Source organism: Stenotrophomonas sp. SMYL89, from assembly GCF_036319985.1.
Lineage (GTDB): Bacteria > Pseudomonadota > Gammaproteobacteria > Xanthomonadales > Xanthomonadaceae > Stenotrophomonas > Stenotrophomonas maltophilia_Q.
This window is the reverse complement of sequence record NZ_JAWIRW010000012.1, coordinates 53,056-79,064: the sequence shown is the minus strand read 5'-3', so window position 1 is coordinate 79,064 and position 26,009 is coordinate 53,056. Positions and strand designations below refer to the sequence as shown.

Here is a 26,009-nt window from a genome sequence, read left to right as displayed (position 1 = left end):
ATGAGCACGCATACGACTCCCGAAGAAATCCCCATGCAGGACGGCGAAGGCCACGACCTGGCCATCCGCGTGCGCGGGCTGGTCAACCGCTTCGGCAGCCAGACCGTGCATGAAGACCTGGACCTGGACGTGCGCCGCGGCGAGATCCTGGGCGTGGTCGGTGGCTCGGGCACCGGCAAGTCGGTGCTGATGCGTTCGATCCTCGGCCTGCGCACGCCCGACGCCGGACAGATCGAAGTGCTCGGCCGCGATGCGCGTGCCGACGATGCCGAGAGCCAACTGCACATCGAACGCAACACCGGCGTGCTGTTCCAGGATGGCGCCCTGTTTTCTTCGCTGACCGTGGGCGAGAACGTGCAGGTGCCCTTGAAGGAACACCACCGCGAATTGCCCGAGCGCTGGCACTACGAGCTCGCGCTGCTGAAGGTGAAGCTGGCCGGCCTGCCCGCCGATGCGATCAACAAGCTGCCATCGCAGTTGTCCGGCGGCATGCGCAAGCGTGCGGGCCTGGCCCGGGCGCTGGCGCTGGACCCGCCCCTGCTGTTCCTGGATGAACCCACCGCCGGCCTCGACCCGATTGGTGCGGCGGCATTTGACCGCCTGATCAAGACCCTGCAGGAAGCGCTGGGGCTGACCGTGTTCCTGATCACCCACGACCTGGACACGCTGTACGCGATCTGCGACCGGGTGGCGGTGATCGCCGACCGCAAGGTGGTGGCCAACGCGCCGCTGCCGGACATCGAGAAACTGGATCATCCGTGGATCCAGGAATACTTCCACGGACCGCGTGCGCGTGCCGCGCGCGGCGAACAGATCGAGAGTGCCTGAGCCATGGAAACCAAAGCCAACTACGTGCTGATCGGCGCGTTCACCCTGATCACCGGCCTGGCCCTGCTGGCCTTCGGCCTGTGGGCGGCCAAGTACTCCTCCGACCGTACCTGGCAGGAATACCGCGTGGTGTTCCGTGAGGCGGTGACCGGCCTGTCGGTGGGCAGCCCGGTGCAGTACAACGGCATCGCGGTCGGTTCGATCATCGAACTGAACCTGGTGCCGGACGACCCGCGCCAGGTGGTCGCACGCATCCGTCTGAACTCGACCACCCCGGTCAAGACCGATACCCGTGCCAAGCTGGCGATCACCAGCCTGACCGGCCCATCGATCATCCAGCTCAGCGGCGGCACGCCGCAGTCACCGGCGCTGACCACGGTCAACAAGGATCCGGCCCCGATCATCCCGACCACACCGTCGGCGCTGCAGAACATCACCGACGTCGCCAATCGCATCGTCGAGCGCATGGACCAGATCCTCAGCGACCGCAACGTGGCCTCGATCAATGCGACGCTGGCCAACCTGGAGACGATCAGCGGCGGCCTGGCCGACCGCGACCAGGGTACCCAGGCGCTGCTGCTCAGCGCGCGCGACGCCGCCCGCAGCCTGGACACCACCCTTAAGACCACCAACGGTACGATCGAGCGCCTGGACAAGAACCTGGTGCAGCAGCTGCCGGGCATCATCGACAAGCTGGACGGCACCCTGGCCAAGCTCGACTCGGCCGCCGGCAACGCCGATTCGATCCTGGGCGAGAACCGCGCCGCGATCAACAGCTTCGCCAACGATGGCCTCGGCCAGCTGGGCCCGACGCTGACCGAACTGCGCGGCCTGATCCGCGACCTGCGCCGGGTCAGCGACCGCCTCGAGAATAACCCCGCGCGCTATCTGCTGGGCCGCGACGCACCGAAGGAGTTCGAACCCAAATGAGCCCGATGCCCCTTCCGCGCCTGCTGCTGGCCGCTTCGCTGGCCACCCTGCTGGGCGGCTGCTCCATCCTTGGCAGCAGCGAGAAAACCGCAGTGACGCTGTACTCGCCCGCCGTGCAGGTGAAGGCCGATCCGGCGTGGCCGCAGGCCAGCTGGCAGCTGGTACTGGCCAAGCCCAGCGCCGCGCGCATGGTCGACAGCCCGCGCATCAACGTGCGGCCGACCCCGTCGCAGCTGGAGATCTACAAGGGCGCCAGCTGGGCGCAACCGGCCACCGACATGATAGAGGACACCCTGCTGCGTGGCTTCGAGGACTCCGGCCGCATCCGCGGCGTGGCACGCAGCACCGCCGGCATCCGCGCCGACTACAAGCTGTCCACCGACGTACGCCGCTTCGAGTCGGACTACCAGGGCCGGGCCACGCCGACGGTGGTGATCGAGGTCAACGCCAAGCTGATCCACGTCGCCGACCAGCGCGTGGTGGCCGACCGCACGTTCCGCCAGGCGCAGCCGGTCGGCAGCACCGATGTGCCGGCCGTGACCGCCGCGTTCGAGCGTGGCCTGCAGCAGCTGGCGCAGGACATGGTGGGGTGGACGCTGGTCAGCGGGCAGAACGATCAGCCGGGCGCCCTGCACTGATCAATGGCCGGCGTGCGCGCCACGGAGGGCGGGAGGGTCTCGATGGAGGCATGCGATACTCGACGCATCCTGGCTGCACCTGGCTGCACCGTCTCCCGATGACCTCATCCGTTTCCATCGCCGTCTGCACCTACAACGGCGAGCGCTTCCTGCAGGAGCAGCTGGACAGCCTGCTGGCGCAGACACGCCATCCGGATCAGCTCGTGATCCGTGACGATGCGTCCTCCGACGGTACCCTGGCATTGCTGCGTTCGTTCGTGCCTCGTGCAGAGGCCCTGGGCATCGCGGTGGACCTGCAGGTGAATGCCCGCAACGTCGGCTATCGGCAGAACTTCGACGGCGCGCTCCGCGCCTGTACCGGCGACCTCATTTTCCTGTGCGACCAGGATGACCTCTGGTACCCGGACAAGCTGCAACGTTTCTGCACCGAGTTCGATGCCCGCCCTGAGCTGCTGGCACTGCACAGCGATGCGCAACTGATCGACGGATCCGGCCGGATGTTGTCCAAACGGTTGTTTTCCGCGTTGGGGTACCGGCCTTCGGAGCATGTGCGGATGCATGCAGGCCACGGTTTCGAGCTGCTGCTCAAGCGTCCGCTGATGACAGGGGCGGCAATGGCGCTGCGTCGCCAGGTTCTGGACGATGCATTGCCTCTTCCTGCTTCGGGCTGGGTCCACGACGCCTGGATCAGCACGCTGGCGGCCATGCGAGGGGAGATCGACAGCTTACCCGAGCCGTTGATCGGCTACCGCCTGCACGGCAACAACCAGGTGGGGCTTGGCGACCAGGATGGCGTCTCGCGCGAGGTGAGGCGGGAACGCCAATTGGAGATCGAACGACTGCAGTGCGAGCAGCTGCTGGCCCGCGCACGCGCGCTGGGCCTGCCCGGATCGCGCCTGGAGTGGATTGAACGGAAGCAGCGGCACTTGACGGTACGCACAGGGATGGGCCCTGCACGCCTTCGCCGCATTCCCGCGGTGATGGCAGAGGTGTTCTCCGGCAACTACGGCTACTTCGGGCGTGGCCTGTTGACCGCCGCCATCGATCTGGTCCGGCGCTAGGCTCCGGTACGCGCGCCCGCCGTGCGTGAATGAATCCAGCGGAACGTCAGGTTGATCCGCTCCCCGCGAACCCGCGCCATCTTCGGGAGCGCGTGCTGGTAGAAGCGCTGGGTCTGCCCGCCCATCAACAACAGGTCTCCGTGGCCCAGGACGAACTCGGTCCTGCGCGCCGGCTCATCGCGCCGTCGCAGCAGGAAGCGGCGCGCAGCACCAAGGCTCACCGAAGCAATCACCGGTGCCGGCCCCAGCTCCGGCTCATCGTCACTGTGCCATCCCATGTGATCTCCCCCATCCCGATAGCGGTTCAGCAGCACGCTGTTGAAACGACCGATGTTCCCGTCCTGCAGCTGCTCACGCACGGCCTGCAGCACGGGCGGCCATGAGTACGGCACGAACTCGGCACCGGAGTAACGGTAGCGGGCCTGCGGGTCGCCGATCCAGCAGCTCAGCCGCGGCGACTCCACCCAGTTGCCGAACATGCGGATGCGATGTACCTCCCATGGCACTTCGGCCTGCAGCGCGGCCATCAGCCGGTCGGCGTCGGCCGCAGCCAGCCAGCCCGGCAAGTGCTGGACGTCCGCATCGGGCAGATCGTGGAGGAACAACATGGCGGCCCCTCAAGGAACAGGGCGGCGCTTGGCCGCCCCCGGAACATCAGGCACGCTGGAACGCGACGCCGGTCTTTTCCTTCAGTTCGTCATCGCCGACACCCGGTGCCGCTTCCACCAGCAGCAGCCCCTCGTCGGTAACGTCGAATACGGCCAGGTCGGTGATGATGCGATCAACTACGCCGACGCCGGTCAGCGGCAGCGTGCATTCGGCCAGGATCTTGTGCTCGCCATTCTTGGCGGTGTGCTCCATCAGCACCACCACGCGCTGCACGCCGGCCACCAGGTCCATCGCGCCGCCCATGCCCTTGACCATCTTGCCGGGCACCATCCAGTTGGCCAGGTCACCCTTGTCGGTGACCTGCATGGCGCCGAGAATGGCCAGGTTGACGTGGCCGCCACGGATCATCGCGAAGCTGTCATGGCTGCCGAAATAGCTGGCACCGGCGCGTGCAGTCACGGTCTGCTTGCCGGCATTGATCAGGTCCGCGTCGACTTCAGCGTCGGTCGGGAACGGGCCGATGCCCAGCAGGCCATTTTCCGACTGCAGCCACACGTCCACGCCTTCGGGAATGTGGTTGGCGACCAGGGTCGGCAGGCCGATGCCCAGGTTCACGTAGGCACCATCGGTCAGTTCGCGGGCGGCACGTGCCGCCATCTCATCGCGGGTCCATGCCATGTCAGTTGCCCTCCGCGCGGACGGTGCGCTGCTCGATGCGTTTTTCAGGGTGTGCGTTGTGCACGATACGGTGCACGTAGATACCCGGCAGGTGCACCTGGTCCGGATCGATGGCGCCCACCGGCACGACCTCCTCGACCTCCGCAATGCAGACCTTGCCGGCCATCGCGCAGGCCGGGTTGAAGTTGCGCGCGGTCTTGCGGAACACCAGGTTGCCAGCTTCGTCGGCCTTCCACGCCTTGACCAGCGCCACGTCGGCGCGCAGGGCGGTTTCCATCACGTAGTGCTTGCCGTCGAACTCGCGCGTCTCCTTGCCTTCGGCCACCACCGTGCCGTAGCCGGTGGCAGTGAAGAACGCAGGAATGCCTGCACCGCCAGCACGCAGGCGCTCGGCAAGGGTGCCCTGCGGATTGAATTCGAGCTCCAGTTCGCCAGCCAGGAACTGCCGCTCGAACTCCTTGTTCTCGCCCACGTAGGACGAAATCATCTTCCTGATCTGGCGCGTCTCCAGCAGCTGGCCAAGGCCGAAGCCATCGACACCGGCGTTGTTGGAGATCACCGTCAGGCCCTTGGCCCCGCTGTCACGCAGCGCGGCGATCAGCGCCTCGGGAATGCCGCACAGGCCGAAGCCGCCCACGGCCAGGGTCTGGCCATCGGCGACCACGCCCTCCAGCGCCTGCGCCGCACTGGCGAAGCGCTTGCCGCGCTTGCCGGTGGAAGTCACGTGTTCCATTTCTACAGCCCCACACGGGAAGAATGAGCGCATTCTAGCGCTACACCTGCCTACCGCTGGGATGCGCCGCAGCATGACGCCGCGGCGCGTTCCGGCTCAACGCGCGCGCGGCATCTTCGCCGTGGCGCGATGTTCCAGTGCCAGCAGCACTGCAAACCCCAGCAGCAGTGTCACCGGCATGCGGACACGGTCGACGCTGCTGCGCAGGTGCCAGTCCAGGTCATGTGGTGTTCCCAGGTAGACCAGGAACAGCAGCGTTGCATACGCCAGCGCCGCCAGCACGGCAACCGATGCCGCCGGAACCCGCAGCACCGGGCGCCAGAGCACCGCCAGCACCAGCAGCGGCACCAGCACCCAGACATCCAGCAGCAGGCGCCCGACGATCGGCAGGGTACTGCCCTCGCTGCCAAGCCGCGCCAGCAGCTGCACCTTCATGTCGCTTCCCGCCAGGTCATTGCCAACCCCTGCCTGCCCGACGGCCAGCTTCCATGCCAGCAGTGGCAGCAGGGCCACAACCGCGGCCAGGAGGATGTGCCAGCCCAGGCGACGCTCACGCAGCACACCTTCGCCCAGCACCACGGCCGTCAACAGGGCCGCAAGCACGGCCCCCTCGTTCTTCAACATCGACAGCACGGCCACCAGCAACATGAATGCGACCAGCTCGCGACTACCACCGTGCTTCCCGGACATGCGGTGGCGCATCGCTGTCGCCACGGCAGCGACGGCGTAGACCGCCACCAGCGGATCCATGTAGCCGTTGATCAGCATGTCGCGCGCCAGGCGCAGCAGCAGCACTGCGAACAGCACGCCGCACCAGCGCGAGCGGAAACTCGGGGCGATCAGCAGCAGTGCCGGCAGCAGCAGCAGCGGTGCCACCGCCTTGGGCAGCAGCTCGTTCCAGTGCCCAGCCAAACCTGCTGCACAGGCCATCAACAACGGAACCAGTGCAGGATAGTCGTTGTGGCTCCACGGCGCGTAATCATCCAGCTGGGCGTACAACGTGCCCTCCAGGTAGATCCGCTTGGCATGGAAGAGCCAGATTGAACGCGGGTCCCAGCCATCGCTGGGGCTTCCCAGTGCGATCAACACCAGCACCAGCACGGCCAGGACCAGAGGGGCGGTACGCAGGTCACGCACAGCCGGCAGGGCGAGCAGCGCGCTGAGCACGACCGCGCCAAATGCCACCTGCACCGGCCAGCCCATCAGGCCCACGGCGGCCAGGCCGTAGCAGAGAAGAATGGAGACCAGCATGGCCAGCGCCGCACGGCGCCCTGGTTCAGCGGCAGTCGGCAAGAACGACATCTCCGCTCCTCCCCTGGACGTGGCACTGGTCAACCAACGGATCACCGGCCCTCAGCAGGCGCTGCGGGGTATCGGTATCGCTGAACCGGACCGGATACAGCGCCTCCCACATGCGTTGCTGGATCAATGGGTCGTCCTTCAGCCCCTGCCCGAGTGAAAGCAGCGAGGGAGCGATCGGCTGCGCGCGCACCAGACCACGTGCATCCACCACCTCGCGTGGTACGGATGCCTCGAATCCCGCGTCCTCAGCGAAGGCCTGGCGCAGCAACGATGTCTGATAGTCAGATCGCTTGGCGACCGATACGAGGGAAGCGGCCAACAGCAGCGCCAGGGCCCCGGCAATCGCCAGGTCTCGGCGCGGAGTACGCGGGGGGGGAGAGGTGGAGGTCATGTCATCCATGAAACGTTTCAAGGAACCAACGGAAAAACCAATGCGCCAGCAGCACCCGGGCTATTGGCAACGGTAGTCGGACGGCATCCGGCTGTCGCGGAAAGGATCAGTGAGCGCATCGGTGTACTCCCCCATCAGCAGGCGATGGGTCGGCAGCAGGTTCTGCCGGTAGAAGCGGCCAAACGATGCGAGGCGCTCGCCGCGCGCGGTCAACCGCACACAACCATCATGGATCTGCACGGTTCCAGACTGCAGCTGCTCGGTCAGGCGCACTTCCACCAGGTGGTGCTCGGGGACGTACTCTTCGATGAAGACCTGCCGGAAGGCATCCTCGCGGATGCCGCCACCACGCTGCTGCAGCTTCTCCAGGATGTAGAAGGACAGCGAACGATCGATGACGGTCGGGACCGAAATCGCGAACACGTAGCCTCCCAGCAGCCAGATGGCGGCCAGCTGGATCAGCTCGAGGCGGCTGAAATCCCTGAACCACTTCAACGCGTACAGGCCCGCAAACACCACCACCACGGCGATCACCGCGTCGAGGATGCTGGCATACAGCACCACGTTCACGCGGAACTGGCGCATGTGGACGTAGTAGACCAGCAGCAGGGTGGCAATGAACGCCAGGGTTGCCAGCGCGGCACGCAGATACTTGTTCATTTGAACACCAGGAATTTGTTGGCAACGAAGCTGAAAGCCATCTGCATCCCCGTGGCCAATACGAATCCGATGCGATAGTCCAGACCCCATCGATCGGCCCAGACGTACATCACCAGCGCATGCAGCACGGCGATCGCCGCGTAGATCAGCAGGAACAGCGAGCCCTGCCGCGCCAGGCTGCCCTGCCTGCCATGGAAAACGAAGTAGCGGCTGCCGAGGAACGATACGGTGATGCCGAAGACCGCTGCAATCGCATTGGCCACCGCGGCCAACGGGATGTGCAGCACCTCAATGTTGAAGTGCAGCACTCCATAGTGCACTGCGGTGGCGAGCAGGCCATTGATCACGTAGCGGACGGCCTGTCCGCCCAGCGCATCCTTAGCCACTGCGGCGGCCGGCATGCAGGACCTCGTCGACGAACTCGCGATAGCTGCCCACGCTCATGACACCACCGCCGCGCATCATCCCCGACAACATCAGGATGATCAGCGTCAGTGCCGCGGTCTGCAGGAACACCAGCACCAGGATGCCGAATGCCAGCGAGAACCAGCCCTGCGATGCAAAGCCCAGCATCTTCAGCCCGGTGGCGACGATGCCGCCGATGATCGACAGTGCCGCCACCATGGTGCAGGCGATGCCCACGCGTACCAGCACATCCTCGGCAAACACCATCAGTGCACGGAATCCGTGCAGGGCCAGGCCGACGAAGTTCATCTTGCTGCGGCCGGCATAGCGCGGACCACGATCCAGCGCACAGGTCTGCACGCGCAGCTTAGAGCCCAGTACGCAGGCTGCAACGTGGATCCACAGCTCCTGCATCGATGCCAACCGGCGCACCGCCGGCATCTTCGCCGCCATGAAGTTGCCGAAGCTGATCTGGCGCCCGCTGAGCAGCGAGAACAGCAGCTTGTAGACAATGTAGAACGACTTGAACTTCAGCGATTCGACCCGGCTGCGACGACTGGCCACCACCACGTCGACATCGGCCGAATCCAGGCCCGCCACCAGTTCGGTGATGCTCTCCGGCGTATCCTCGCCATCGGAATCCATCACCACGACAATGTCATTGCCATCGAAGTGTTCGGCCACATAGCCCAGGCCGATGGCGATCGCACGCTGATGCCCGACATTGCGACGCAGGCGGATCACCACGCCCTCCAACCCTGAAGCCTCAATGGCGCTGATCGGCAATGGCTGCCGCACCGAGCCGTCGTCCACGGCCACCAAATAGGTGTCCGGGCCCTGGGTGCGGGCGAGCTCGACAAACAGCTTCGAGGAGGCTTCCAGATCCTCGTAGACCGGCATCACCACGATCTTTCGCATCGTCGCCACCTCAGGCCTGCAAGCGATGGCGGAAATAGGCGATGGTCTCCTTCAGGCCGTCCTCCAGGCCGACCTTGGGCTCCCAGCCCAGATCCGCTTTGGCCAGGCTGATATCCGGCTGGCGTTGGCGTGGATCATCCAAGGGCAGCGGGCGGTACTCGATCTTCGACCTGCCACCGACGAGGCGGAGCACGGTCTCGGCCAGTTCCAGCATGGTGTACTCGGACGGATTGCCGATATTGATCGGACCGGTGAGATCAGCTGGCGAGTCCATCAGCCGCAACATGCCTTCGATCAGGTCATCGACATAGCAGAAGCTGCGCGTCTGGCTGCCATCACCATAGATGGTGATCGGCTCGCCCTTCAGCCCCTGCACGATGAAGTTGCTGACCACCCGGCCATCATTGGGATGCATGCGCGGGCCATACGTATTGAAGATGCGCATGACCTTGATCTCCAGCTGGTGCTGGCGCCAGTAGTCGAAGAACAGCGTTTCGGCGCAACGCTTGCCCTCGTCATAGCAGCTGCGGATGCCGATCGGGTTGACCCGGCCCCAGTAGCCTTCTACCTGCGGATGGATTTCCGGATCGCCGTACACCTCACTGGTGCTGGCCTGCAGGATGCGCGCGCGCAGACGCTTGGCCAGGCCGAGCATGTTGATCGCGCCATGCACGCTGGTCTTGGTGGTCTGCACCGGGTCCTGCTGGTAGTGGATCGGTGACGCCGGGCAGGCCAGGTTGAAGATCCGGTCCACTTCCACATAGAGCGGGAACGTCACGTCATGGCGCATGAGCTCGAACCGTGGGTGGCCCAGCAGCCCATCCACGTTCGCCTTGCTACCGGTGTAGAAGTTGTCCACGCAGAGGACGTCATGGCCGCCCGCGATGAGCCGATCGCACAGATGCGACCCGAGGAAGCCCGCGCCACCGGTCACCAGCACGCGTTTCTGATCGTGAGTGAATTTCAAAGCAAACCTCGATCCTTCTGGAACAGCAGGCCAATCGGCGATGGCCACGCGGGCCATGTCCTCGGTCGTCAGCGCGCAATTGTATGCGAACTGCCTGCTGGCCATGGCCCATCGACGGGGAATCGGCCCGCCCCACTCCCATGTCGGCGCTACCCGCCGGGCGTCCCTGACTCACCGGCCGTTTGCAGACCCTCCCGCTATAATCAGGTTTCTCTATCCGGATGGACTGCTTCGATGCCCCTGCCCGCCTTCAAGGCCTATGACATCCGTGGCCGCGTGCCCGAGGAACTGAACGAAGACCTGGCTCGCCGCATCGGCGTGGCCCTGGCTGCGCAGCTCGCGCCGGGCCCGGTGGTCCTAGGCCACGACGTGCGCCTGACCAGCCCGGCGCTGCAGGACGCGCTGGCGGCCGGCCTGCGCGGTACCGGGCGGGAAGTGATCGACATCGGCCTGTGCGGCACCGAGGAAGTCTATTTCCAGACCGACCACCTGAACGCAGCCGGCGGCGTGATGGTCACCGCCAGCCACAACCCGATGGATTACAACGGCATGAAGCTGGTCAAGGAAAACGCACGGCCGATCAGCTCCGATACCGGCCTGTTCGCGATTTCCGATGCAGTGGCCGCCGACACCGCCGAGGCCCAGCCGCCGCGTTCCGGCCAGGTCGCCCAGCATGACAAGAGCGCCTACATCCAGCACCTGCTGAGCTATGTCGATGCCGGCAAGCTGAAGCCGCTGAAGCTGGTGGTCAATGCGGGCAATGGCGGCGCCGGCGCCATCGTTGACCTGTTGGCACCGCACCTGCCGTTCGAGTTCATCCGCATCTGCCACGAGCCGGACGGCAGCTTCCCCAATGGCATTCCCAATCCGCTGCTGCCGGAGAACCGCGCCGCCACCGCCGACGCCGTACGCGAACATGGCGCCGATTTCGGCATCGCGTGGGACGGTGACTTCGATCGCTGCTTCTTCTTCGACCACAGCGGCCGCTTCATCGAGGGCTACTACCTGGTCGGCCTGCTGGCCAAGGCGATCCTGGCGCGCCATCCCGGCGGCAAGATCGTGCATGACCCGCGCCTGGTCTGGAACACCGTGGACATGGTCGAGCAGGCCGGTGGCGTGCCAGTGCAGTGCAAGAGCGGCCACGCCTTCATCAAGGAAAAGATGCGTGCCGAAGACGCGGTGTACGGCGGCGAGATGAGCGCGCACCACTATTTCCGCGAGTTCGCCTATGCCGACTCGGGCATGATCCCGTGGCTGCTGATCGCCCAGCTGGTTTCCGGGAGCGGCCGTTCGCTGGCCGACTGGGTCGAAGACCGCATGGCAGCCTACCCGTGCAGCGGCGAGATCAACTTCAAGGTGGCCGATGCCAAGGCCGCCGTCGCGCGCGTGATGGAACACTTCGCCGCGCAATCGCCCAGGCTGGACCACACCGACGGCATCAGTGCCGACTTCGGCAACTGGCGCTTCAACCTGCGCAGCTCCAATACCGAGCCGCTGCTGCGCCTGAACGTCGAAGCGCGTGGTGACGCGTCGCTGATGCAGGCGCGTACCGACGAACTCTCCCGTCTCATCCAGCAGTAACCGAGGCCCGCATGAGCAGCATCCAGCCCGTCATCCTGTCCGGCGGATCCGGTACCCGCCTGTGGCCGCTTTCGCGCGAGGCCTACCCGAAGCAGTTCCTGCCACTGGCCGGCGAGCTGACGATGCTGCAGGCCACCTGGCAACGCGTCGCCCCACTGGCGGCGCGTGGTCCGCTGGTGATTGCCAACGAGGAACACCGCTTCGTTGCCGCCGAACAGCTGCAGCAGGTCGGGGCCGAGGCGGCCGCGATCATCCTGGAACCGGTGGGCCGCAACACTGCGCCGGCGATTGCCGTAGCCGCGCTGGAGGCCACCCGTGGCGGTACCGACGCGCTGCTGCTGGTGCTGCCCTCCGACCATGTGATCACCGACGAAGCGGCCTTCCGCAGTGCAGTGCAGGCCGCAGCAAGTGCCGCCGACGCCGGCAAGCTGGTGACCTTTGGCATCGTCCCGACCGGCCCGGAAACCGGTTATGGCTATATCAAGGCCGCTGATGGACAGGGCGTGCGCGCGGTCGAACGTTTCGTCGAGAAGCCCGACCTGGAGACCGCCACCGGCTACGTCAGCAGCGGTCAGTACTACTGGAACAGCGGCATGTTCCTGTTCAAGGCGTCGCGCTATCTGCGGGAGCTGGAACGCTTCCAGCCGGAAATGCTGGCCAGCAGCCGCCAGGCCTGGCAGCAGGCTCGCCGCGATGCGGACTTCACGCGCTTGGACAAGGACGCCTTCACCGCCGTGCCCTCGGACTCGATCGACTACGCGGTGATGGAAAAGACCGCCGACGCGGTGGTGATCCCGCTCGATGCCGGCTGGAACGATGTCGGCTCGTGGACCGCACTGCGCGATGTCTCGCAGCAGGATGGCGACGGCAATGCCCACCAGGGTGATGTGATCGCCATCGATTGCCGCAACACCTATGCCTATGCCCAGCGCCTGGTCGCACTGGTCGGGCTGGATGATGTGGTCGTGGTCGAGACCGACGATGCGGTGCTGGTCGGCAAGGCTGACCGCATGCAGGAGGTCAAGACCGTGGTGGCCAAGCTGAAGGCCGAAGGCCGCAGCGAGGCGACCTGGCACCGCAAGGTGTACCGCCCCTGGGGTGCCTACGACTCGATCGACAACGGCGAGCGCTTTCAGGTCAAGCGGATCACGGTCAAGCCCGGCGGCACGCTCAGCCTGCAGATGCATCACCACCGCGCCGAGCACTGGATCGTGGTCAGCGGCACCGCCGAGGTGACCCGCGGCAACGAGGTGATCCTGCTCAGCGAGAACCAGAGCACCTACATCCCGCTGGGCGTGACCCATCGCCTGCGCAATCCCGGCAAGCTGCCACTGGAGCTGATCGAAGTGCAGTCGGGCAGCTACCTGGGCGAGGATGACATCGTGCGGTTCGAGGACACGTACGGGCGCAACTGACGCGGCGCCCGCTGGTGGGTGCCGACTGTTGGTCGGGGCGGGTGCCGACCGTTGGTCGGCACGTCGCCTACCGGGTCAGGCAATCTCCGCCATCACCCGCTTCAGGCCGTCCTGCCAGGTCGGCAGCACGATGCCGAAATCCTGCTGCAGCTTGCGGTTGTCCAGCACCGACCAGGCTGGACGCTTGGCCGGGGTCGGATACTCGGAACTGGGAATCGCCTCGACGGTCGGCACCTTGACCAGTACGCCGGTGGCCAACGCTTCGGCGAAGATCGCCTCGGCGAACCCATGCCAGCTGGTCTGGCCATTGGCGGTAAGGTGCCAGGTACCAGACAGCTGATCCGGATGCTGCAGCGCCTGCGCGGTAACATCGGCGATCAGCGCGGCCGGGGTCGGCGTACCGATCTGGTCGGCCACTACCCGCAACGCATCACGCTCGGCACCTACGCGCAGCATGGTGCGCAGGAAATTCGCGCCGTGCGAGGCATAGACCCAGGCCGTGCGGAAGATCAGGTGGCGGCCACCGGCCGCGCGTACGGCATCCTCACCATCTCGCTTGCTGGTGCCATATACACCCAGCGGTGCAGTCGACTCATCTTCGCGGTACGGCGCGGAACCCTGACCATCGAACACATAGTCGGTGGAGTAATGCACGAACGGCACGCCATGCGCCGCACACCATCGTGCGATCACACCCGGCGCCTGCGCATTGGCAGCGAAGGCGGCCTCTGCGTCCTGCTCGGCACGATCCACAGCCGTGTAGGCCGCAGCATTGACCACGATCGACGGCTGCAGGCGGTCCAGCAGCGCCGGCAGACTGTCGGGCTGGCTGAAATCGGCCGTTTCGCAGGCACGGCCATCTGGCAACCGGCCACTGCGCGTGGTTGGCAACACCGTACCCAGTGGTGCCAAAGCGCGCAGCAGTTCCTGACCGACCTGGCCGTTGCCGCCGAAGACCAGCACCGTCATGGGGTGTAGACCGGCAGGCGGTCCTCAGCGATGTCCTTCAGGAACGGCGCGTTCTCGTCCTTGGCCGACAACGTCGGTGCACTGACCGGCCAATCCACGGCGATATCGGCATCGTTCCAGCGTACGCCAGCATCGGCCTCCTTTACGTAGACATCGGTGCACAGATAGTTGAACAGCGCCGTATCAGAAAGCACAGCGAAGCCGTGCGCGAACCCTTCTGGAATCCAGAACTGCCGCTTGTTTTCGGCGCTCAGGATCACCGCTTCCCAGCGTCCGAAGGTCGGCGAGCCGCGGCGGATGTCCACCGCGACGTCATAGACTTCACCCTGCAGCACCGAGATCAGCTTGCCCTGCGGGCGCGGCCACTGGTAATGGAGGCCACGCAGCACGCCCTTGCTCGACGACGAAACATTGCTTTGTACGAAGCCGCCCTCCAGCCCCGCCTCAGCGAACCGGTCGGCATTCCATGTTTCAAAGAAAAATCCGCGGGCATCGCCGAACACGTTCGGCTCGATCACTTTGCATCCAGCCAGACTCGTCTCGATGACTTTCACGGCACGACACCACGCTGCAACAGCTTGACCAGATACTGGCCATAGCCATTCTTGCTCAATGGTGCAGCCAGTTCCTCAAGCTTGGCCGCATCGATCCAGCCCTGCCCGAAGGCGATCTCTTCAGGGCAGCACACTTGCAGGCCCTGCCGGGTCTGGATGGTCTCGATGAAGTTCGAGGCTTCCAGCAACGACTGATGGGTACCCGTATCCAGCCAGGCGTAGCCGCGACCCAGTGCTTCAAGGTGCAGGTTGCTCTCTGCCAGATAGCGCTTGTTGAGATCGGTGATTTCCAGCTCGCCGCGCGGCGAAGGCTTCAACTCGGCCGCGTACTCGCTGGCTTTTCCATCATAGAAATACAGGCCGGTCACAGCATAGTTCGAACGCGGATTCTCGGGCTTCTCGACCAGATCGATCACTCTGCCATCCTTGTTGAACTCGGCCACGCCATAGCGTTCCGGATCATTCACCCAGTAACCGAACACCGTGGCACCTGCATCCCGCTGGTCGGCACGCCTGAGCACCTCGCGCAGGCCGGTCCCGTGGAAGATGTTGTCTCCCAGCACCAGGCAGCTCGGCTTGCCGGCCACGAAGTCGCGACCGATCAGATAGGCCTGCGCCAGCCCATCGGGGCTGGGCTGCACTGCGTACTGGATGTCCATGCCCCATTGCGAGCCATCGCCCAGCAGCTGCTGGAACAGAGCCTGTTCATGGGGAGTGTTGATGATCAGCACTTCGCGGATGCCCGCCAGCATCAGCACGCTGAGCGGATAGTAGATCATCGGCTTGTCGTATACCGGCAGCAGCTGCTTGCTGACGCCCTTGGTGATCGGATACAGCCGGGTGCCGGAGCCACCGGCGAGGATGATGCCCTTGCGCTGGGTCATGAGGTCTCCTGGGTTCAGGCCGCAGTGCCGATGCGCTGCAGACGGTAGCTGCCGTCGAGCACGCCGTTGACCCATGCCTGGTTGTCCAGGTACCAGTCGACGGTGAAGGTGATGCCCTGCTCGAAGGTGTAGGCCGGCTCCCAGCCCAGGTCGTTCTTCAGCTTCGACGCATCGATCGCGTAGCGGCGGTCATGACCCGGGCGGTCGGCCACGTAGGTGATCTGGCTGCTGCGCGGCTGGCCATCCTCACGCGGGCGACGCTGGTCCAGAAGCGCGCAGATGGCCTGCACCACTTCGATGTTCTGCTTTTCCGAGTTGCCACCGACGTTGTAGGTCTCGCCAACCTGACCCTTGGCCAGCACGGTACGGATCGCCTCGCAGTGGTCGGACACGAACAGCCAGTCGCGCACCTGCTTGCCATCGCCGTACACCGGCAGCGGCTCGCCGGCCAACGCCTTGGCGATCACCAGCGGGATCAGCTTCTCGGGGAAATGGTACGGGCCGTAATTGTTGGAGCAGTTGGTGGTCAGCACCGGCAGCCCGTAGGTGTGGTGGAACGCACGCACCAGGTGGTCGGAGGCGGCCTTGGACGCCGAATACGGCGAATTCGGCGCATACGGGGTGGTTTCGCTGAACTTGCCGGTCTCACCCAGGGTGCCGTACACCTCGTCGGTGGACACATGCAGGAAGCGAAACGCCGCGCCCTGCTCGGCCGGCAGGGCCTTCCAGTAGTCACGTACCGCTTCCAGCAGGCCCAGGGTGCCAACCACGTTGGTCTGGATGAAGGCGCCAGGACCATCGATCGAACGGTCCACATGGCTTTCTGCAGCGAAGTTCAGCACCGCATCCGGCCGATGTTCGGCCAGCAGGCGGGATACCAGCGCGCTGTCACCGATGTCACCCTGCACAAACACGTGGTGCGGGTTGCCGTCCAAGCTGGACAGCGTCGTCAGGTTGCCGGCATAGGTCAGTGCGTCGAGGTTGATGACCTTGATGCCACGGGCGACCGCTTCGAGAACAAAGTTACCGCCAATGAATCCGGCACCGCCGGTGACAAGCCATGTGGGCACTACCTGTTCTCCTGTTGATGATCCATGTGGGCCGCACCCGGCAGCCCGACTCAGCGCAACAGGATACATCGGGGGCACCTTCACTACTGCCCTCACACCGTGAACAACACGCAGGGCCTCGCGGATTCTGCTGCATCGCAGCAAAACCATACGCATTCGCATGGTGCCCCGTCACCCGCTAGAATCGGGATCCCACCCCCGAACCGGTTGCTGTGCGAGGACCGGACGCTCTCTCCGTTATTGAAGGACCCCGTACCAGATGAAAATCCTCGTCGCGTACAAGCGCGTGGTGGACTACAACGTCCGCATTCAGGTCAAGCCGGACGGTTCCGGCGTGGTCACCGACGGCGTCAAGCTGTCCCCCAACCCCTTCGATGAAATCGCCTTGGAAGAAGCCCTGCGCCTGCGCGACAAGGGCATCGCCAGCGAAGTCGTGGTCGCCACCATTGCTCCGGCCGATGCCCAGGCGCATCTGCGCAACGGCCTGGCCATGGGCGCCAACCGCGCGGTCCATGTGGTCACCGACCAGGCCATCCAGCCGCTGACCGCCGCACGCACCCTGCTCAAGCTGATCGAGAAGGAACAGCCGGACCTGGTGATCCTCGGCAAGCAGGCCATCGACGACGACGCCAACCAGACCGGCCAGATGCTGGCCACGCTGTGGGGCCGTCCGCAGGCGACCTTCGCCAGCAAGCTGGACATTGCCGATGGCAAGGCCACGGTGACCCGCGAAGTCGACGCCGGACTGGAAACGCTGGAAGTGGACCTGCCGGCCGTGGTCACCACCGACCTGCGCCTGAACGAACCGCGCTTCATCAAGCTGCCGGACATCATGAAGGCCAAGGCCAAGCCGCTGGAGACCCTGCAGCTGGCCGATCTCGGCGTTGAAGCCGCCGACACCTTCAAGACCACCCAGTACGCCGCGCCGTCCAAGCGCAGCAAGGGCGTGATGGTCAAGGACGCGGCCGAACTGGTTGCCGCACTCAAGCAGAAGGGGTTGCTGTAATGAGCAAGATTCTCGTCATCGCCGAGCACCACGACGGCAAGCTCAACGCCGCCACCGCCAAGACCGTCAGCGCCGCCGCCGCCATCAGCGGCGCCAGCATCGATGTGGTCGTGCTGGCCGCCGACCCGGCCGCCGTCGCCGCTGAAGCCGCGAAGATCGCCGGCGTTGCCAAGGTCCTGACCGTGGCCAACGCCGCCAACGCGCAGGCCATCGCGCAGGTCCTGGCGCCGCAGATCGCACAGCTGGCCAAGGGCTACAGCCACGTGTTCGGCCCGTCGACCACCTTCGGCAAGGACCTGATGCCGTGCGTGGCCGCCCTGCTCGGCGTCAACCAGGTCTCCGACCTGATGACCGTCGAAGGCAGCCACACCTTCAAGCGCCCGATCTACGCTGGCAACGCGATCATCACCGTGGAAGCCCCGGCCGACCAGATCGTGGTCGCCACCGTGCGCGCCGCGTCGTGGCCGGAAGCCGCCCAGGGCGGCAGTGCCGCCATTGAAGCGGCCAGCGTCGATGCTGCCCTGCCGACCCACACCCGCTTCATCGGCCTGGCCGCCGGTGCCAGCGACCGCCCGGACCTGCAGAGCGCCAAGCGCGTGGTCTCCGGTGGCCGTGGCGTCGGCTCGGAGGAGAACTTCAAGGTCATCTTCCAGCTGGCCGACAAGCTCGGCGCGGCCGTCGGTGCCTCGCGCGCCGCCGTCGATGCCGGCTATGTGCCCAGCGACCTGCAGGTCGGCCAGACCGGCAAGATCATCGCGCCGGAACTGTACGTGGCTGTCGGCATCAGCGGTGCCATCCAGCACCTGACCGGCATCAAGGATGCCGGCACGATCGTGGCGATCAACAAAGACGGCGATGCGCCGATCTTCGAGATTGCCGATATCGGCCTGGTGGGGGATCTGTTCACGATCCTGCCGGAGCTGGAGACATTGCTCTGATGAGGTGCGCTGGCAGTTGGATTCTGCTGGTCGCGGAAGAAGGCGCGCGCGCACGCGCGCCTGCCTTCCTGGCACGGCGGGGAACTGCGCCATGACAAGTACGCCGTTGGCCGGCGTCCGTGCTGGCTTCCGGAATTTACTGAAGCAGTACGCAGGCTTCTTCATCGTTTCAGGCACCGGGCTTGTAATCGCCGTGGGCCTGCTGTGGCTGCTGGTACACCTGGTACACCTGCCGGTGGGATGGGCCAACGCCATCGCAGATACCTCCGCGGCAACCTTCGTGTTTCTGGTTTCCCGCCAGAGGATTTTTGACGGCGCTGGCGGGCACGATGGGCTCAAGTATCTGGCATGGCTGGCCTGGCAGGCGGTTCACATAATGCTGATTTCGCTCGCCTTGGCTTGGCTGACGAGCACGTTCGGTCCTCGCTTGTACGACATTACGTCAGGCAGCCCGGAGACGCTTCTCAAGATTGCCATCACACCATTCACAATGACCCTCAACTTCGTTGTTGCTCGACTTCTTCTCCATTCCGGCAATGCCAAGGAAAATCCCTGATCCAGGCCTGCGAGACTCAATCAGCCGGCCTCCGTCTGGCCTGAGTGAAATGAGCCAACAGCGCTGATAGCTCCTCGGCATCCGGATCCCCGAGCCAAGGCAATCGTCCAACCCGGGGCAGGTGCGATTCCAGGGGAGGCGGGTCGCGCGCCTTCCATGCCAACGGGTCGCCAACCAGGGGCGGAGGATCATGGAGATGCCCTCATGTGATGTTAATATCTCCCGTCCTGTGACGCCATTGACCGCACCTTCGGTTCGCTCCCGCGCGGAACTTCCCTGAACCGTTGCCTGAGAGGTGTCGCCATCTTGCGGGGCGCCATTCAAATACACTGTTGCACGACCTATTCCCGCCGCGATCAGAAAGAGACGCATGAGCAGACACCTTGTCTTCATCCCCGCCTATAACTGTGCGCGACAGATTGCCCGTGTGCTCAGGCAGTTCGAATCGCTCCCGACTGGCTTTGTTGATCGTGTCCTCGTGATCGACAACCGGAGCACCGACGAGACGCTTCAGGTCGCATGCGACGCAGCCCGTCAGTTCACGAGCTGCGAGATTCAGGTCTGCCGCAACGTGGAAAACTATGGATTGGGTGGATCGCAGAAGGTGGGCTTCGCGCATGCCTTGGAGAACGGGTTCGAACGCGTAACGATTCTGCATGGCGACGATCAGGGGTCGATTGCCGATCTTGTCCCGGTGTTGTCCGGGGACAGCGTAAATCTGGATGCGCTGCTGGGCGCACGATTCATGCCCGGTAGCACCCTGCCTGGTTACTCCGCTTTTAGAACCTTCGGCAACGAAGTGTTCAACCTGCTGTTCTCGCTCGTGGCTCGCAAGCGGCTGCATGACCTGGGGTCAGGCCTGAACAGCTACCGTACTGCAATCTTCAGGGGTGGCTTCCATCTGCGCTTCCCGGATGACCTAACTTTCAACTACTGCATGGTGCTGGCTCACAGCCACCTGCGCCACAGCATGACGTTCTTCCCGATCACTTGGCGGGAGGACGACCAGATTTCGAATGTCAGACTTTTCCGCCAGGCATCAAAGGTGCTGGCACTGCTGGGCGCCTTCGCCTTGCGGCCACGCGCCTTTCTATCCAGGGATCACCGACAGCGCGTAACTGCGGATTACAGGACCGAGGTGATCTACCAATCGAGGACGGGGGCGTGAGGATATTTCCCCGCCTCCTCGACCTTGTGCTACCTGCGGCTGCGCTTGGGCTGGCCATCTTCTGGCTGACGACCCGCACCCACCTTGGCCCTGGAATCTGGGTAGCGGTGATCGCATACGCCATCTCTCATTTATTGCGCGTGTCGCGGCTGGTGATGTTTTTCATCTTCGAGAAGCCTTCGCTGGCAAATGTGTCGGCGACCCATGCATGGAGCACCTGGCTCAGTGCGGTGGCTCCATTCAAGCTCGGTGAGCTCACCAGGGCATGGGCCATCATGCGGCTCGCCCGCAAGCCTGCGGCTGGCTTGGCAGCCTATGCCAGCGAAAAGGTGCTCGATGCCTCGGTCCTGTTGTTGGCCATTCTGGCTCTGACTTCGAGCGGATACAGCGATGCAGCAATCGGCCTGCTCGCTGCGGTGCTTCTAACCGTGCTTCTGTTTGCACTTGCCGCCTATCTCACCAGTCGCGCAACTTCCACAGAACTTCGTCAGCTCATCCTGGTTGGCTCCAGCAGCGTGCGTGGACTGCATGCATTGACCTTGCTTAATACATTCGAGGCAGCCTTCAGCGCATTCCGGCAGATGATGGGCGGCCGCGTCCTTCTTCTGCTCCTGGTGACCATTGGAATCTGGATCCTTGATTTCACTGCGTTCTACCTTATCGCCATGAACGTCGACCCTGCACCTGGTCAGCTCGCGGGCTTCATCGATATGTTCGAATCCGTCCTGCTGCAGTCGGCATTCTCACCTTGGCACGCAGGCTACTGGAACGTAGTCACCCTGACTCTCGCCACGGCAACCATTCCATCGAGCATCTATTGCCTTTACAGCTCGCTGGCACGGCGCCGCTCCAGGCAGACCAGCTACCGCATTGAGCATAGGCAGAAGCGCTATTCCGGAGAACAAGCATGACGTTGCACCTTGTCATTGACGATCGCCAGACGGCATCACCCCCCGTCAGTGACCTGATCGGGCATCGGCGGTTCGGCGAGGTCAACTACCGCCGGAGTGCCCTGCTTGGCTGGATGAAGGCTCGAGCAATGGAGGTGGGCTGCAGCGATATCCACGTTGTCCGTTCCGATGGCGACCTCACACAGGCAATAGAACAAGCGAATCTGAACGAGTGCAGGACACTCATGGTTCCAGCGTGCGTTTGGATCCGTGATATCGGCAGCGGTTCCGCGCTGATAAAGCGCCTGGTACTTGCTGCCATCGACGCGCACATTCGTGTTGGAAACCAAGCAGTGCTGTATAGCGCTTCGGGGATATCCCTGGGAAGGCTGATAAAAGGTCTGGACCAGCCGCCGCTTCCTGGCTTGGTGGTCATGGATGGCTCGGATGCGTTCGTCGACCTGAATGACTACCGGAACTGCTTGTCGCTTCTGTCAGGGGCATTCGAGGCCCGCCATTTCAATGACATCCGCGCCGATGAGCTCACCATCAGCAAGCGCTCTTCCAACGCCCGCAAAATTACTGCCGAGCATGATTACTGGTACCTGCTTCCTCAAGCGATGCGGCGATGGTTTGTCATGCCCTATGACCTGCGCGTGGAAGCCAGCGGCGCAGAATATCGGATGGAAAGACTGCAGGTTGCTGACGTAGCCCTGCAATGGGTTCATGGCGCCATATCCGGCCCCGAACTACAGCAAGTGCTTTCCCTGCTGCGCGCGTTCCTTCAAGAACGTCCAAGCCGTCAGGTAGATGTCGAGGTCTGCAGCGCCACACAGCGTGAGCTCTATCTGAACAAGCTCATGCGCCGGATGGAGGAATTGCGCGCACTGCCGGAGGGCCGCGAGCTGGAGAACTGGCTTGCCATCGGCACGCCATACACGTCGTTCGATGAACTGACAGCCCGCTACACCGACCTGTACAACAAGGTCACCCAAAGCGTCCCAGTAGCCACGTCTCGAGAGTGCATCGGGCACGGAGACCTATGCTTCTCAAACATGCTGTATGAGCGTCACGGCAGGCTTCTTAAACTAATTGACCCCAAGGGCGCCATCACAGAAGCCGAACTGTGGACCGACCCCAGTTACGACGTCGCCAAACTCTCGCATTCGATCCTCGGCGACTATGACTTCATCAACCAGGATCTATATCGACTTGAAGTTGACCAAGATGGGCGGCTGAGCTTGATCGTCAATGCACACGCGGGCATTGATGACGCAAAGAATAGATTCCTTGAGTGGCTCACCGATAACGGTTACGACCCCCTGCTTGTCCGCCTCCACGAATTGTCTTTGTTCCTGTCAATGCTGCCATTGCACATTGACAGAAAGCACAAAGTTCTCGCATTCCTGATCAACGCAACGGATATCCTTCATGACATCGAGCAAAACTATCAGCAACGATTCAACACTGGTCATTGATGTCGATGGCACGCTCTGTCCGATCAAGAAGGACGGCGAGAGCTACTCGGATCTCGTGCCTTATCCGGAGATAATTTCCCGAATGCGCGAATATCGTGAGCTGGGCTTCCGGATCGCGCTCAGCACTTCCCGCAACATGCGGACGTTCGATGGCAACCTCGGGCGCATCAATGCAGTCACTGCGCCACAGATGGTGGAGTGGTTGCAGCGCTGGGATATCCCTTACGACGAGCTCTACTTTGCCAAACCGTGGCCAGGAAAGGACGGGTTCTACGTCGACGACCGCACGGTCAGGCCCGATGAGTTCCGCGACTTGTCCTTTGATCAGATCCGGAACTTGCTGAATGGCGACAGGGACACGGATTAATCCATGACGACTCTGCTGATAACCATGGCTGGGCTGGGTTCGCGCTTCGCTGCGGCCGGATACACCGTGCCGAAGTACATGATAGAAGCAAAAGGCTCCACCCTTTTCGCTTGGTCAATGATTAGCTTGAAAGGCTACATGCCCGCTCGTTGCGTCTTCGTCGTTCGGCGGGAAGACCATGCACGCGACTTCATCATCAACCAATGCAAAGCATTGGGCATCGATGATGTTGAGATCGTCGAGATCGACGGCTTGACCAATGGACAAGCAACAACGGCCCTGCTTGCCATTGATCACTGCCAGGCTAATGCACCGATTGCGATCTTCAATATAGACACACACATCTCGCCCGGCAGCATGCAGCCCCCAGGCGGGAATGTCGACGGTCATATTCCCTGCTTCTTGGCTCCCGGCACACACTGGAGCTTCGTTCGCCTGGGCGAGGACGGACTCGCGTTGGAGGTTCGCGAGAAACATCGCATTTCGGAGCTGGCGACAGTTGGACTCTATTGGTTCCGCTCTCCGGAACTGTATCGCCGCACCTACGAGCAACACTTCGGCGCAAGCGGTTCGGGGCTTGAGCGCGGAGAAGCTTACATCGCCCCCATGTACAACACGATGATCAAGCAGAACGCTCGGGTCAGCGTTTCGGTCCTGGAATTCTGCGATGTCGTCCCACTCGGAACTCCCGCCGAACTGGACGCATTCCTTTCCCTGCAGCAGTAGAAGAGCCATGTCGATCTCACAGCCGTCAGCACGCCAGCTCGGTGCAGCTGCAGTTTCTTTCGCCCTCTACCTGGCCGTAGCGTGGTCAGCGGACTGGTTTGGAATGAATGGGCGCGGCACGGAAGTGCTTTTTCTTCGCCTAGCTGGCGCTGGAACGGCGTCCATTGCGCTGCTGCTGTCTTTCCGACTTTTCCTACTCGCCGATACCGCGTCGCGACTGGTCTTCCTGGCCTGGGCCATGTGGCTCGGTGCCGCACTGGCACTGGTCTGGCCAGGAATCTTGATGTCGGATACCTATTCGGCTTACTTGTATGGACTCAACTTCCCCATCGATAGCTGGCTTGGGTTCATGACCCCGGTCGGCTATCAATTTGTCCTGCAAGTGATTCCGAAATACTGGGCGATCAGCTTGGTTCAAGTTCTCATGGCCGCGATGTTGCTAGCCTATGCCGACTGGACTGTCCGGCGCTTGGGTGGCGGACTTATCGCCAGGATCGTCCTGCATCTTCCATTGGCTGCATCGGTTGCATTCGTATCCACGAGCCTGCTGCTGAGTCGAGACGTGCCTTTCGCGATGATCCAGGTCGCACTGGCATTGGTGCTGCTCAACTACCTGCTTGATCGGCACTGGACATCTACGCGCTACATAGTCGCGCTGAGCCTGCTGTCCGCCCTGGGCCTAGTGGTCCGGACCGATGGATTGCTCCCGGCATTCATTGCCATGGCCATCGTTCTGATCAAGGTACTCCACAGTCCGCGCTCCACAGCGCTGCTGTTTTCTGCATTCGCTGCTCCATTGCTGGTCTGCAGTCTTCTGCTGCCATCGGTTCTGGGTGAATGGCAGAACCGCTGGGGATATCAACTGACATTGGCTCTTAACCCGCTCGGCCAGCTAGTACAGGGCCCCTATTACGAAAGCACGCCTGGCGCCGCTCGTACTGCCGTTGACCCCATCATTCCATATGACCGTGTCGTCGAACGATCAATTCCACAGGAGATCCCGCTGTACTGGGACCAGGCGATGAATCCCAATGCGACAGAAGAACAGAAGCAGGGCTTCCTGGCTGCGGTGACTACTTTGATTGTCGAAAACCCGGCGAAGTTCGTCTCTGCAAAGCTGATGACAGCAGGGTATGCCTCTGGCCTCGGCCCAAGGACGCTCACATTTGTCGAGGGTGACATCGCAGGGAACTGGTCAACCTTGAACGCCTCCAATCCCTACTATTCCGACGGCCGACCGATGTCGCATGTGCGCAGTCTGTTCGGGACTCTTGGGCCTTCCCGCGAATCTGTTATGGCGGCCCTAAGTTCGACCACGCAATACCAGGGTATGCACCTTAAGGGGTCGTTCCTGTGGTGGAATTTCATTCCGGAACTGGTACTGCTTCTTTTGGTGGTACTGGCCTACCGATGGGCACCCGCAAGCAGCCTGGCGGCTGTGCTGATTCTTTCCAGGATTCCAGCAATGGTACTTTTCGCTCCAGGATCGCATTTCAAGTACTACTTCACGGTCGAAATAGCCGGTTCAGTACTCCTGATTACAGCTTTTCTGGAAGCTCGCCTGCATCTGCAGGGAACCAGCTGGTCAACTCGACTGCTAACCGGAGCTCAGAGAGTTCGCAGCAACTGGTCGGCCGGGACGGCCCGAAACACTTGAATCATTTCGTGGGACTCGCCTAGGACCAAATACCGGTTGTGGGAATTGATGGAAGCCAGCGCCGGTCCGGCGCTACGGGACTCTGCGTGCGGACTGATACTCCAAGTCCGCCCTCCTAGTGACAGGCGCACGAAGCGTGCTCCTGCGGACTCGGCGTCTCCTTGAATCTGCGCCGAGACGGCGTTGGGAGCAACCCGCCGTATGGGTATCGATGCGACGCGAGAATGACGAGCACCCGATACCACCGTCGTCAATCAACGGAGCTCTATCGCCGCGGCCCCTGGGCCAGGATATTCCAGCACCGGACTACGCACTCTCACCAATCTCAATCTTGGGGAAGGCAACTGAGGCTGCTCTGAAAGCTGCTCTCCAGCTCTTCGGCGGGCGAGGCCTCGAGCAATCAGCCCCGCCCTCGCAACAGACGACGCAGAACGCGATCAGTCAAGCAGCCTGTTACGGAAGCACCACGTTCATTGCAGGCATTGCCTATCGTGGTGCTGGCGCCGATCCCGAAACTGCTTCAGCCAAGAGTCCATTGGTTTTTGTAGCTGTGGCCAGGGTGACGAAGCCGGTCTCGCCAGAGCACAGCCTCTTCGCCTGGCGCTTGAACTCTTGGGCAAGAGGCCCGAT

At 63.2% G+C, this 26,009-nt stretch carries 28 protein-coding genes; 15 read left to right on the top strand and 13 right to left on the bottom strand.

Going from position 1 to position 26,009, the window contains the following annotated elements; translation table 11 throughout:
- From V3B41_RS15240 to V3B41_RS15225, 4 genes are all read left to right on the top strand, one after another.
- Positions 1 to 828, top strand: a complete 828-nt coding sequence (locus V3B41_RS15240; protein WP_329861657.1) for an ABC transporter ATP-binding protein — start codon at positions 1 to 3, stop codon at positions 826 to 828.
- A 3-nt stretch (positions 829 to 831) separates the two neighbouring features.
- Positions 832 to 1,758: an MlaD family protein gene (locus V3B41_RS15235; RefSeq protein WP_033835489.1), complete on the top strand. Its 927-nt coding sequence runs from the start codon at positions 832 to 834 to the stop codon at positions 1,756 to 1,758.
- A complete protein-coding gene (locus V3B41_RS15230) occupies positions 1,755 to 2,396 on the top strand; it encodes an ABC-type transport auxiliary lipoprotein family protein (RefSeq protein ID WP_329861656.1) in 642 nt (213 codons plus the stop codon). Before V3B41_RS15235 ends, V3B41_RS15230 begins: the two co-directional genes overlap by 4 nt.
- Before the next feature lie 98 nt (positions 2,397 to 2,494).
- Entirely contained in the window at positions 2,495 to 3,457 is a 963-nt protein-coding gene (locus V3B41_RS15225) for a glycosyltransferase family 2 protein (RefSeq protein WP_049427920.1), read from the top strand.
- Here V3B41_RS15225 and V3B41_RS15220 read toward each other — a convergent pair.
- From V3B41_RS15220 to V3B41_RS15180, 9 genes are all read right to left on the bottom strand, one after another.
- Entirely contained in the window at positions 3,454 to 4,065 is a 612-nt protein-coding gene (locus V3B41_RS15220; RefSeq protein WP_197620103.1) for an alpha-ketoglutarate-dependent dioxygenase AlkB, read from the bottom strand. The genes V3B41_RS15225 and V3B41_RS15220 overlap by 4 nt on opposite strands.
- 46 nt (positions 4,066 to 4,111) lie before the next feature.
- Positions 4,112 to 4,744 (bottom strand): CoA transferase subunit B, encoded by a 633-nt coding sequence (locus tag V3B41_RS15215; protein ID WP_049427924.1) that lies wholly within the window; start codon positions 4,742 to 4,744, stop codon positions 4,112 to 4,114.
- A 1-nt stretch (position 4,745) separates the two neighbouring features.
- Entirely contained in the window at positions 4,746 to 5,477 is a 732-nt protein-coding gene (locus tag V3B41_RS15210) for a CoA transferase subunit A (protein WP_049427926.1), read from the bottom strand.
- Positions 5,478 to 5,573: 96 nt separating this feature from the next.
- Positions 5,574 to 6,779 carry a hypothetical protein gene (locus V3B41_RS15205; protein ID WP_049427927.1) on the bottom strand — a complete coding sequence of 402 codons (1,206 nt, stop codon included), beginning with the start codon at positions 6,777 to 6,779 and terminating at the stop codon, positions 5,574 to 5,576.
- Entirely contained in the window at positions 6,754 to 7,179 is a 426-nt protein-coding gene (locus tag V3B41_RS15200) for a hypothetical protein (protein ID WP_049427930.1), read from the bottom strand. Before V3B41_RS15200 ends, V3B41_RS15205 begins: the two co-directional genes overlap by 26 nt.
- A 51-nt stretch (positions 7,180 to 7,230) precedes the next feature.
- Positions 7,231 to 7,830 (bottom strand): hypothetical protein, encoded by a 600-nt coding sequence (locus tag V3B41_RS15195; RefSeq protein WP_049427931.1) that lies wholly within the window; start codon positions 7,828 to 7,830, stop codon positions 7,231 to 7,233.
- Positions 7,827 to 8,231 carry a GtrA family protein gene (locus V3B41_RS15190; protein ID WP_049427932.1) on the bottom strand — a complete coding sequence of 135 codons (405 nt, stop codon included), beginning with the start codon at positions 8,229 to 8,231 and terminating at the stop codon, positions 7,827 to 7,829. Before V3B41_RS15190 ends, V3B41_RS15195 begins: the two co-directional genes overlap by 4 nt.
- On the bottom strand, positions 8,209 to 9,153 hold the full coding sequence (locus tag V3B41_RS15185; RefSeq protein ID WP_197620102.1) for a glycosyltransferase: 945 nt from the start codon (positions 9,151 to 9,153) through the stop codon (positions 8,209 to 8,211). The genes V3B41_RS15190 and V3B41_RS15185 overlap by 23 nt, the downstream gene beginning before the upstream one ends.
- 10 nt (positions 9,154 to 9,163) lie before the next feature.
- Positions 9,164 to 10,120, bottom strand: coding sequence for a UDP-glucuronic acid decarboxylase family protein (locus V3B41_RS15180; RefSeq protein WP_049427977.1), 957 nt, complete (start codon positions 10,118 to 10,120; stop codon positions 9,164 to 9,166).
- Between the two features lie 234 nt (positions 10,121 to 10,354).
- On the opposite strand from V3B41_RS15180, the gene V3B41_RS15175 reads away from it, so the two are divergent.
- Both V3B41_RS15175 and V3B41_RS15170 read left to right on the top strand, forming a co-directional pair.
- A complete protein-coding gene (locus V3B41_RS15175; protein WP_329861655.1) occupies positions 10,355 to 11,701 on the top strand; it encodes a phosphomannomutase in 1,347 nt (448 codons plus the stop codon).
- Positions 11,702 to 11,712: 11 nt separating this feature from the next.
- Entirely contained in the window at positions 11,713 to 13,116 is a 1,404-nt protein-coding gene (locus V3B41_RS15170) for a mannose-1-phosphate guanylyltransferase/mannose-6-phosphate isomerase (protein WP_049427934.1), read from the top strand.
- Between the two features lie 75 nt (positions 13,117 to 13,191).
- Here the strand turns inward: V3B41_RS15170 and rfbD are convergent, their stop codons facing one another.
- The 4 genes from rfbD to rfbB are packed head-to-tail and all read right to left on the bottom strand — an operon-like array spanning position 13,192 to position 16,593.
- Positions 13,192 to 14,085 carry a dTDP-4-dehydrorhamnose reductase gene (gene rfbD / locus V3B41_RS15165; RefSeq protein WP_197620101.1) on the bottom strand — a complete coding sequence of 298 codons (894 nt, stop codon included), beginning with the start codon at positions 14,083 to 14,085 and terminating at the stop codon, positions 13,192 to 13,194.
- On the bottom strand, positions 14,082 to 14,639 hold the full coding sequence (gene rfbC, locus V3B41_RS15160) for a dTDP-4-dehydrorhamnose 3,5-epimerase (protein ID WP_049427936.1): 558 nt from the start codon (positions 14,637 to 14,639) through the stop codon (positions 14,082 to 14,084). Before rfbC ends, rfbD begins: the two co-directional genes overlap by 4 nt.
- Positions 14,636 to 15,523 carry a glucose-1-phosphate thymidylyltransferase RfbA gene (rfbA, locus tag V3B41_RS15155; RefSeq protein ID WP_049427937.1) on the bottom strand — a complete coding sequence of 296 codons (888 nt, stop codon included), beginning with the start codon at positions 15,521 to 15,523 and terminating at the stop codon, positions 14,636 to 14,638. The genes rfbC and rfbA overlap by 4 nt, the downstream gene beginning before the upstream one ends.
- Before the next feature lie 14 nt (positions 15,524 to 15,537).
- Positions 15,538 to 16,593 carry a dTDP-glucose 4,6-dehydratase gene (rfbB, locus tag V3B41_RS15150; protein WP_049427939.1) on the bottom strand — a complete coding sequence of 352 codons (1,056 nt, stop codon included), beginning with the start codon at positions 16,591 to 16,593 and terminating at the stop codon, positions 15,538 to 15,540.
- Positions 16,594 to 16,852: 259 nt separating this feature from the next.
- Here rfbB and V3B41_RS15145 point away from each other — a divergent pair, with 259 nt between their 5' ends.
- The 9 genes from V3B41_RS15145 to V3B41_RS15105 all read left to right on the top strand — a co-directional run bounded on the left by V3B41_RS15145 (position 16,853) and on the right by V3B41_RS15105 (position 25,379).
- The gene (locus tag V3B41_RS15145) at positions 16,853 to 17,599 is read left to right on the top strand and encodes an electron transfer flavoprotein subunit beta/FixA family protein (RefSeq protein ID WP_014035896.1); all 747 of its coding nucleotides are present in this window, start codon (positions 16,853 to 16,855) and stop codon (positions 17,597 to 17,599) included.
- Complete coding sequence (locus V3B41_RS15140; RefSeq protein ID WP_197632505.1) at positions 17,599 to 18,537, top strand: electron transfer flavoprotein subunit alpha/FixB family protein; 939 nt, start codon at positions 17,599 to 17,601, stop codon at positions 18,535 to 18,537. The genes V3B41_RS15145 and V3B41_RS15140 overlap by 1 nt, the downstream gene beginning before the upstream one ends.
- A 91-nt stretch (positions 18,538 to 18,628) precedes the next feature.
- The gene (locus V3B41_RS15135; protein WP_049427941.1) at positions 18,629 to 19,093 is read left to right on the top strand and encodes a GtrA family protein; all 465 of its coding nucleotides are present in this window, start codon (positions 18,629 to 18,631) and stop codon (positions 19,091 to 19,093) included.
- Between the two features lie 370 nt (positions 19,094 to 19,463).
- Positions 19,464 to 20,261, top strand: coding sequence for a glycosyltransferase family 2 protein (locus V3B41_RS15130; protein WP_049427943.1), 798 nt, complete (start codon positions 19,464 to 19,466; stop codon positions 20,259 to 20,261).
- Positions 20,258 to 21,172: a hypothetical protein gene (locus V3B41_RS15125; RefSeq protein ID WP_049427945.1), complete on the top strand. Its 915-nt coding sequence runs from the start codon at positions 20,258 to 20,260 to the stop codon at positions 21,170 to 21,172. The genes V3B41_RS15130 and V3B41_RS15125 overlap by 4 nt, the downstream gene beginning before the upstream one ends.
- The gene (locus V3B41_RS15120) at positions 21,169 to 22,629 is read left to right on the top strand and encodes a hypothetical protein (RefSeq protein WP_049427946.1); all 1,461 of its coding nucleotides are present in this window, start codon (positions 21,169 to 21,171) and stop codon (positions 22,627 to 22,629) included. The genes V3B41_RS15125 and V3B41_RS15120 overlap by 4 nt, the downstream gene beginning before the upstream one ends.
- Positions 22,583 to 22,996, top strand: a complete 414-nt coding sequence (locus V3B41_RS15115; protein ID WP_049427947.1) for a capsular biosynthesis protein — start codon at positions 22,583 to 22,585, stop codon at positions 22,994 to 22,996. Before V3B41_RS15120 ends, V3B41_RS15115 begins: the two co-directional genes overlap by 47 nt.
- A 3-nt stretch (positions 22,997 to 22,999) precedes the next feature.
- Positions 23,000 to 23,722 (top strand): glycosyltransferase family 2 protein, encoded by a 723-nt coding sequence (locus V3B41_RS15110; RefSeq protein ID WP_049427949.1) that lies wholly within the window; start codon positions 23,000 to 23,002, stop codon positions 23,720 to 23,722.
- A 7-nt stretch (positions 23,723 to 23,729) separates the two neighbouring features.
- Entirely contained in the window at positions 23,730 to 25,379 is a 1,650-nt protein-coding gene (locus V3B41_RS15105) for a hypothetical protein (RefSeq protein WP_100451143.1), read from the top strand.
- Positions 25,380 to 26,009: the final 630 nt, after the last annotated feature.

Bases quoted from the DNA above. Each gene is read 5' to 3' on its own strand.
- V3B41_RS15240 (WP_329861657.1), top strand. From the start codon at position 1: ATGAGCACGCATACGACTCCCGAAGAAATCCCCATGCAGGACGGCGAA.
- V3B41_RS15235 (WP_033835489.1), top strand. From the start codon at position 832: ATGGAAACCAAAGCCAACTACGTGCTGATCGGCGCGTTCACCCTGATC.
- V3B41_RS15230 (WP_329861656.1), top strand. From the start codon at position 1,755: ATGAGCCCGATGCCCCTTCCGCGCCTGCTGCTGGCCGCTTCGCTGGCC.
- V3B41_RS15225 (WP_049427920.1), top strand. From the start codon at position 2,495: ATGACCTCATCCGTTTCCATCGCCGTCTGCACCTACAACGGCGAGCGC.
- V3B41_RS15220 (WP_197620103.1), bottom strand. From the start codon at position 4,065: ATGTTGTTCCTCCACGATCTGCCCGATGCGGACGTCCAGCACTTGCCG.
- V3B41_RS15215 (WP_049427924.1), bottom strand. From the start codon at position 4,744: ATGGCATGGACCCGCGATGAGATGGCGGCACGTGCCGCCCGCGAACTG.
- V3B41_RS15210 (WP_049427926.1), bottom strand. From the start codon at position 5,477: ATGGAACACGTGACTTCCACCGGCAAGCGCGGCAAGCGCTTCGCCAGT.
- V3B41_RS15205 (WP_049427927.1), bottom strand. From the start codon at position 6,779: ATGTCGTTCTTGCCGACTGCCGCTGAACCAGGGCGCCGTGCGGCGCTG.
- V3B41_RS15200 (WP_049427930.1), bottom strand. From the start codon at position 7,179: ATGGATGACATGACCTCCACCTCTCCCCCCCCGCGTACTCCGCGCCGA.
- V3B41_RS15195 (WP_049427931.1), bottom strand. From the start codon at position 7,830: ATGAACAAGTATCTGCGTGCCGCGCTGGCAACCCTGGCGTTCATTGCC.
- V3B41_RS15190 (WP_049427932.1), bottom strand. From the start codon at position 8,231: ATGCCGGCCGCCGCAGTGGCTAAGGATGCGCTGGGCGGACAGGCCGTC.
- V3B41_RS15185 (WP_197620102.1), bottom strand. From the start codon at position 9,153: ATGCGAAAGATCGTGGTGATGCCGGTCTACGAGGATCTGGAAGCCTCC.
- V3B41_RS15175 (WP_329861655.1), top strand. From the start codon at position 10,355: ATGCCCCTGCCCGCCTTCAAGGCCTATGACATCCGTGGCCGCGTGCCC.
- V3B41_RS15170 (WP_049427934.1), top strand. From the start codon at position 11,713: ATGAGCAGCATCCAGCCCGTCATCCTGTCCGGCGGATCCGGTACCCGC.
- rfbD (WP_197620101.1), bottom strand. From the start codon at position 14,085: ATGACGGTGCTGGTCTTCGGCGGCAACGGCCAGGTCGGTCAGGAACTG.
- rfbA (WP_049427937.1), bottom strand. From the start codon at position 15,523: ATGACCCAGCGCAAGGGCATCATCCTCGCCGGTGGCTCCGGCACCCGG.
- V3B41_RS15145 (WP_014035896.1), top strand. From the start codon at position 16,853: ATGAAAATCCTCGTCGCGTACAAGCGCGTGGTGGACTACAACGTCCGC.
- V3B41_RS15140 (WP_197632505.1), top strand. From the start codon at position 17,599: ATGAGCAAGATTCTCGTCATCGCCGAGCACCACGACGGCAAGCTCAAC.
- V3B41_RS15135 (WP_049427941.1), top strand. From the start codon at position 18,629: ATGACAAGTACGCCGTTGGCCGGCGTCCGTGCTGGCTTCCGGAATTTA.
- V3B41_RS15130 (WP_049427943.1), top strand. From the start codon at position 19,464: ATGAGCAGACACCTTGTCTTCATCCCCGCCTATAACTGTGCGCGACAG.
- V3B41_RS15120 (WP_049427946.1), top strand. From the start codon at position 21,169: ATGACGTTGCACCTTGTCATTGACGATCGCCAGACGGCATCACCCCCC.
- V3B41_RS15115 (WP_049427947.1), top strand. From the start codon at position 22,583: ATGACATCGAGCAAAACTATCAGCAACGATTCAACACTGGTCATTGAT.
- V3B41_RS15110 (WP_049427949.1), top strand. From the start codon at position 23,000: ATGACGACTCTGCTGATAACCATGGCTGGGCTGGGTTCGCGCTTCGCT.
- V3B41_RS15105 (WP_100451143.1), top strand. From the start codon at position 23,730: ATGTCGATCTCACAGCCGTCAGCACGCCAGCTCGGTGCAGCTGCAGTT.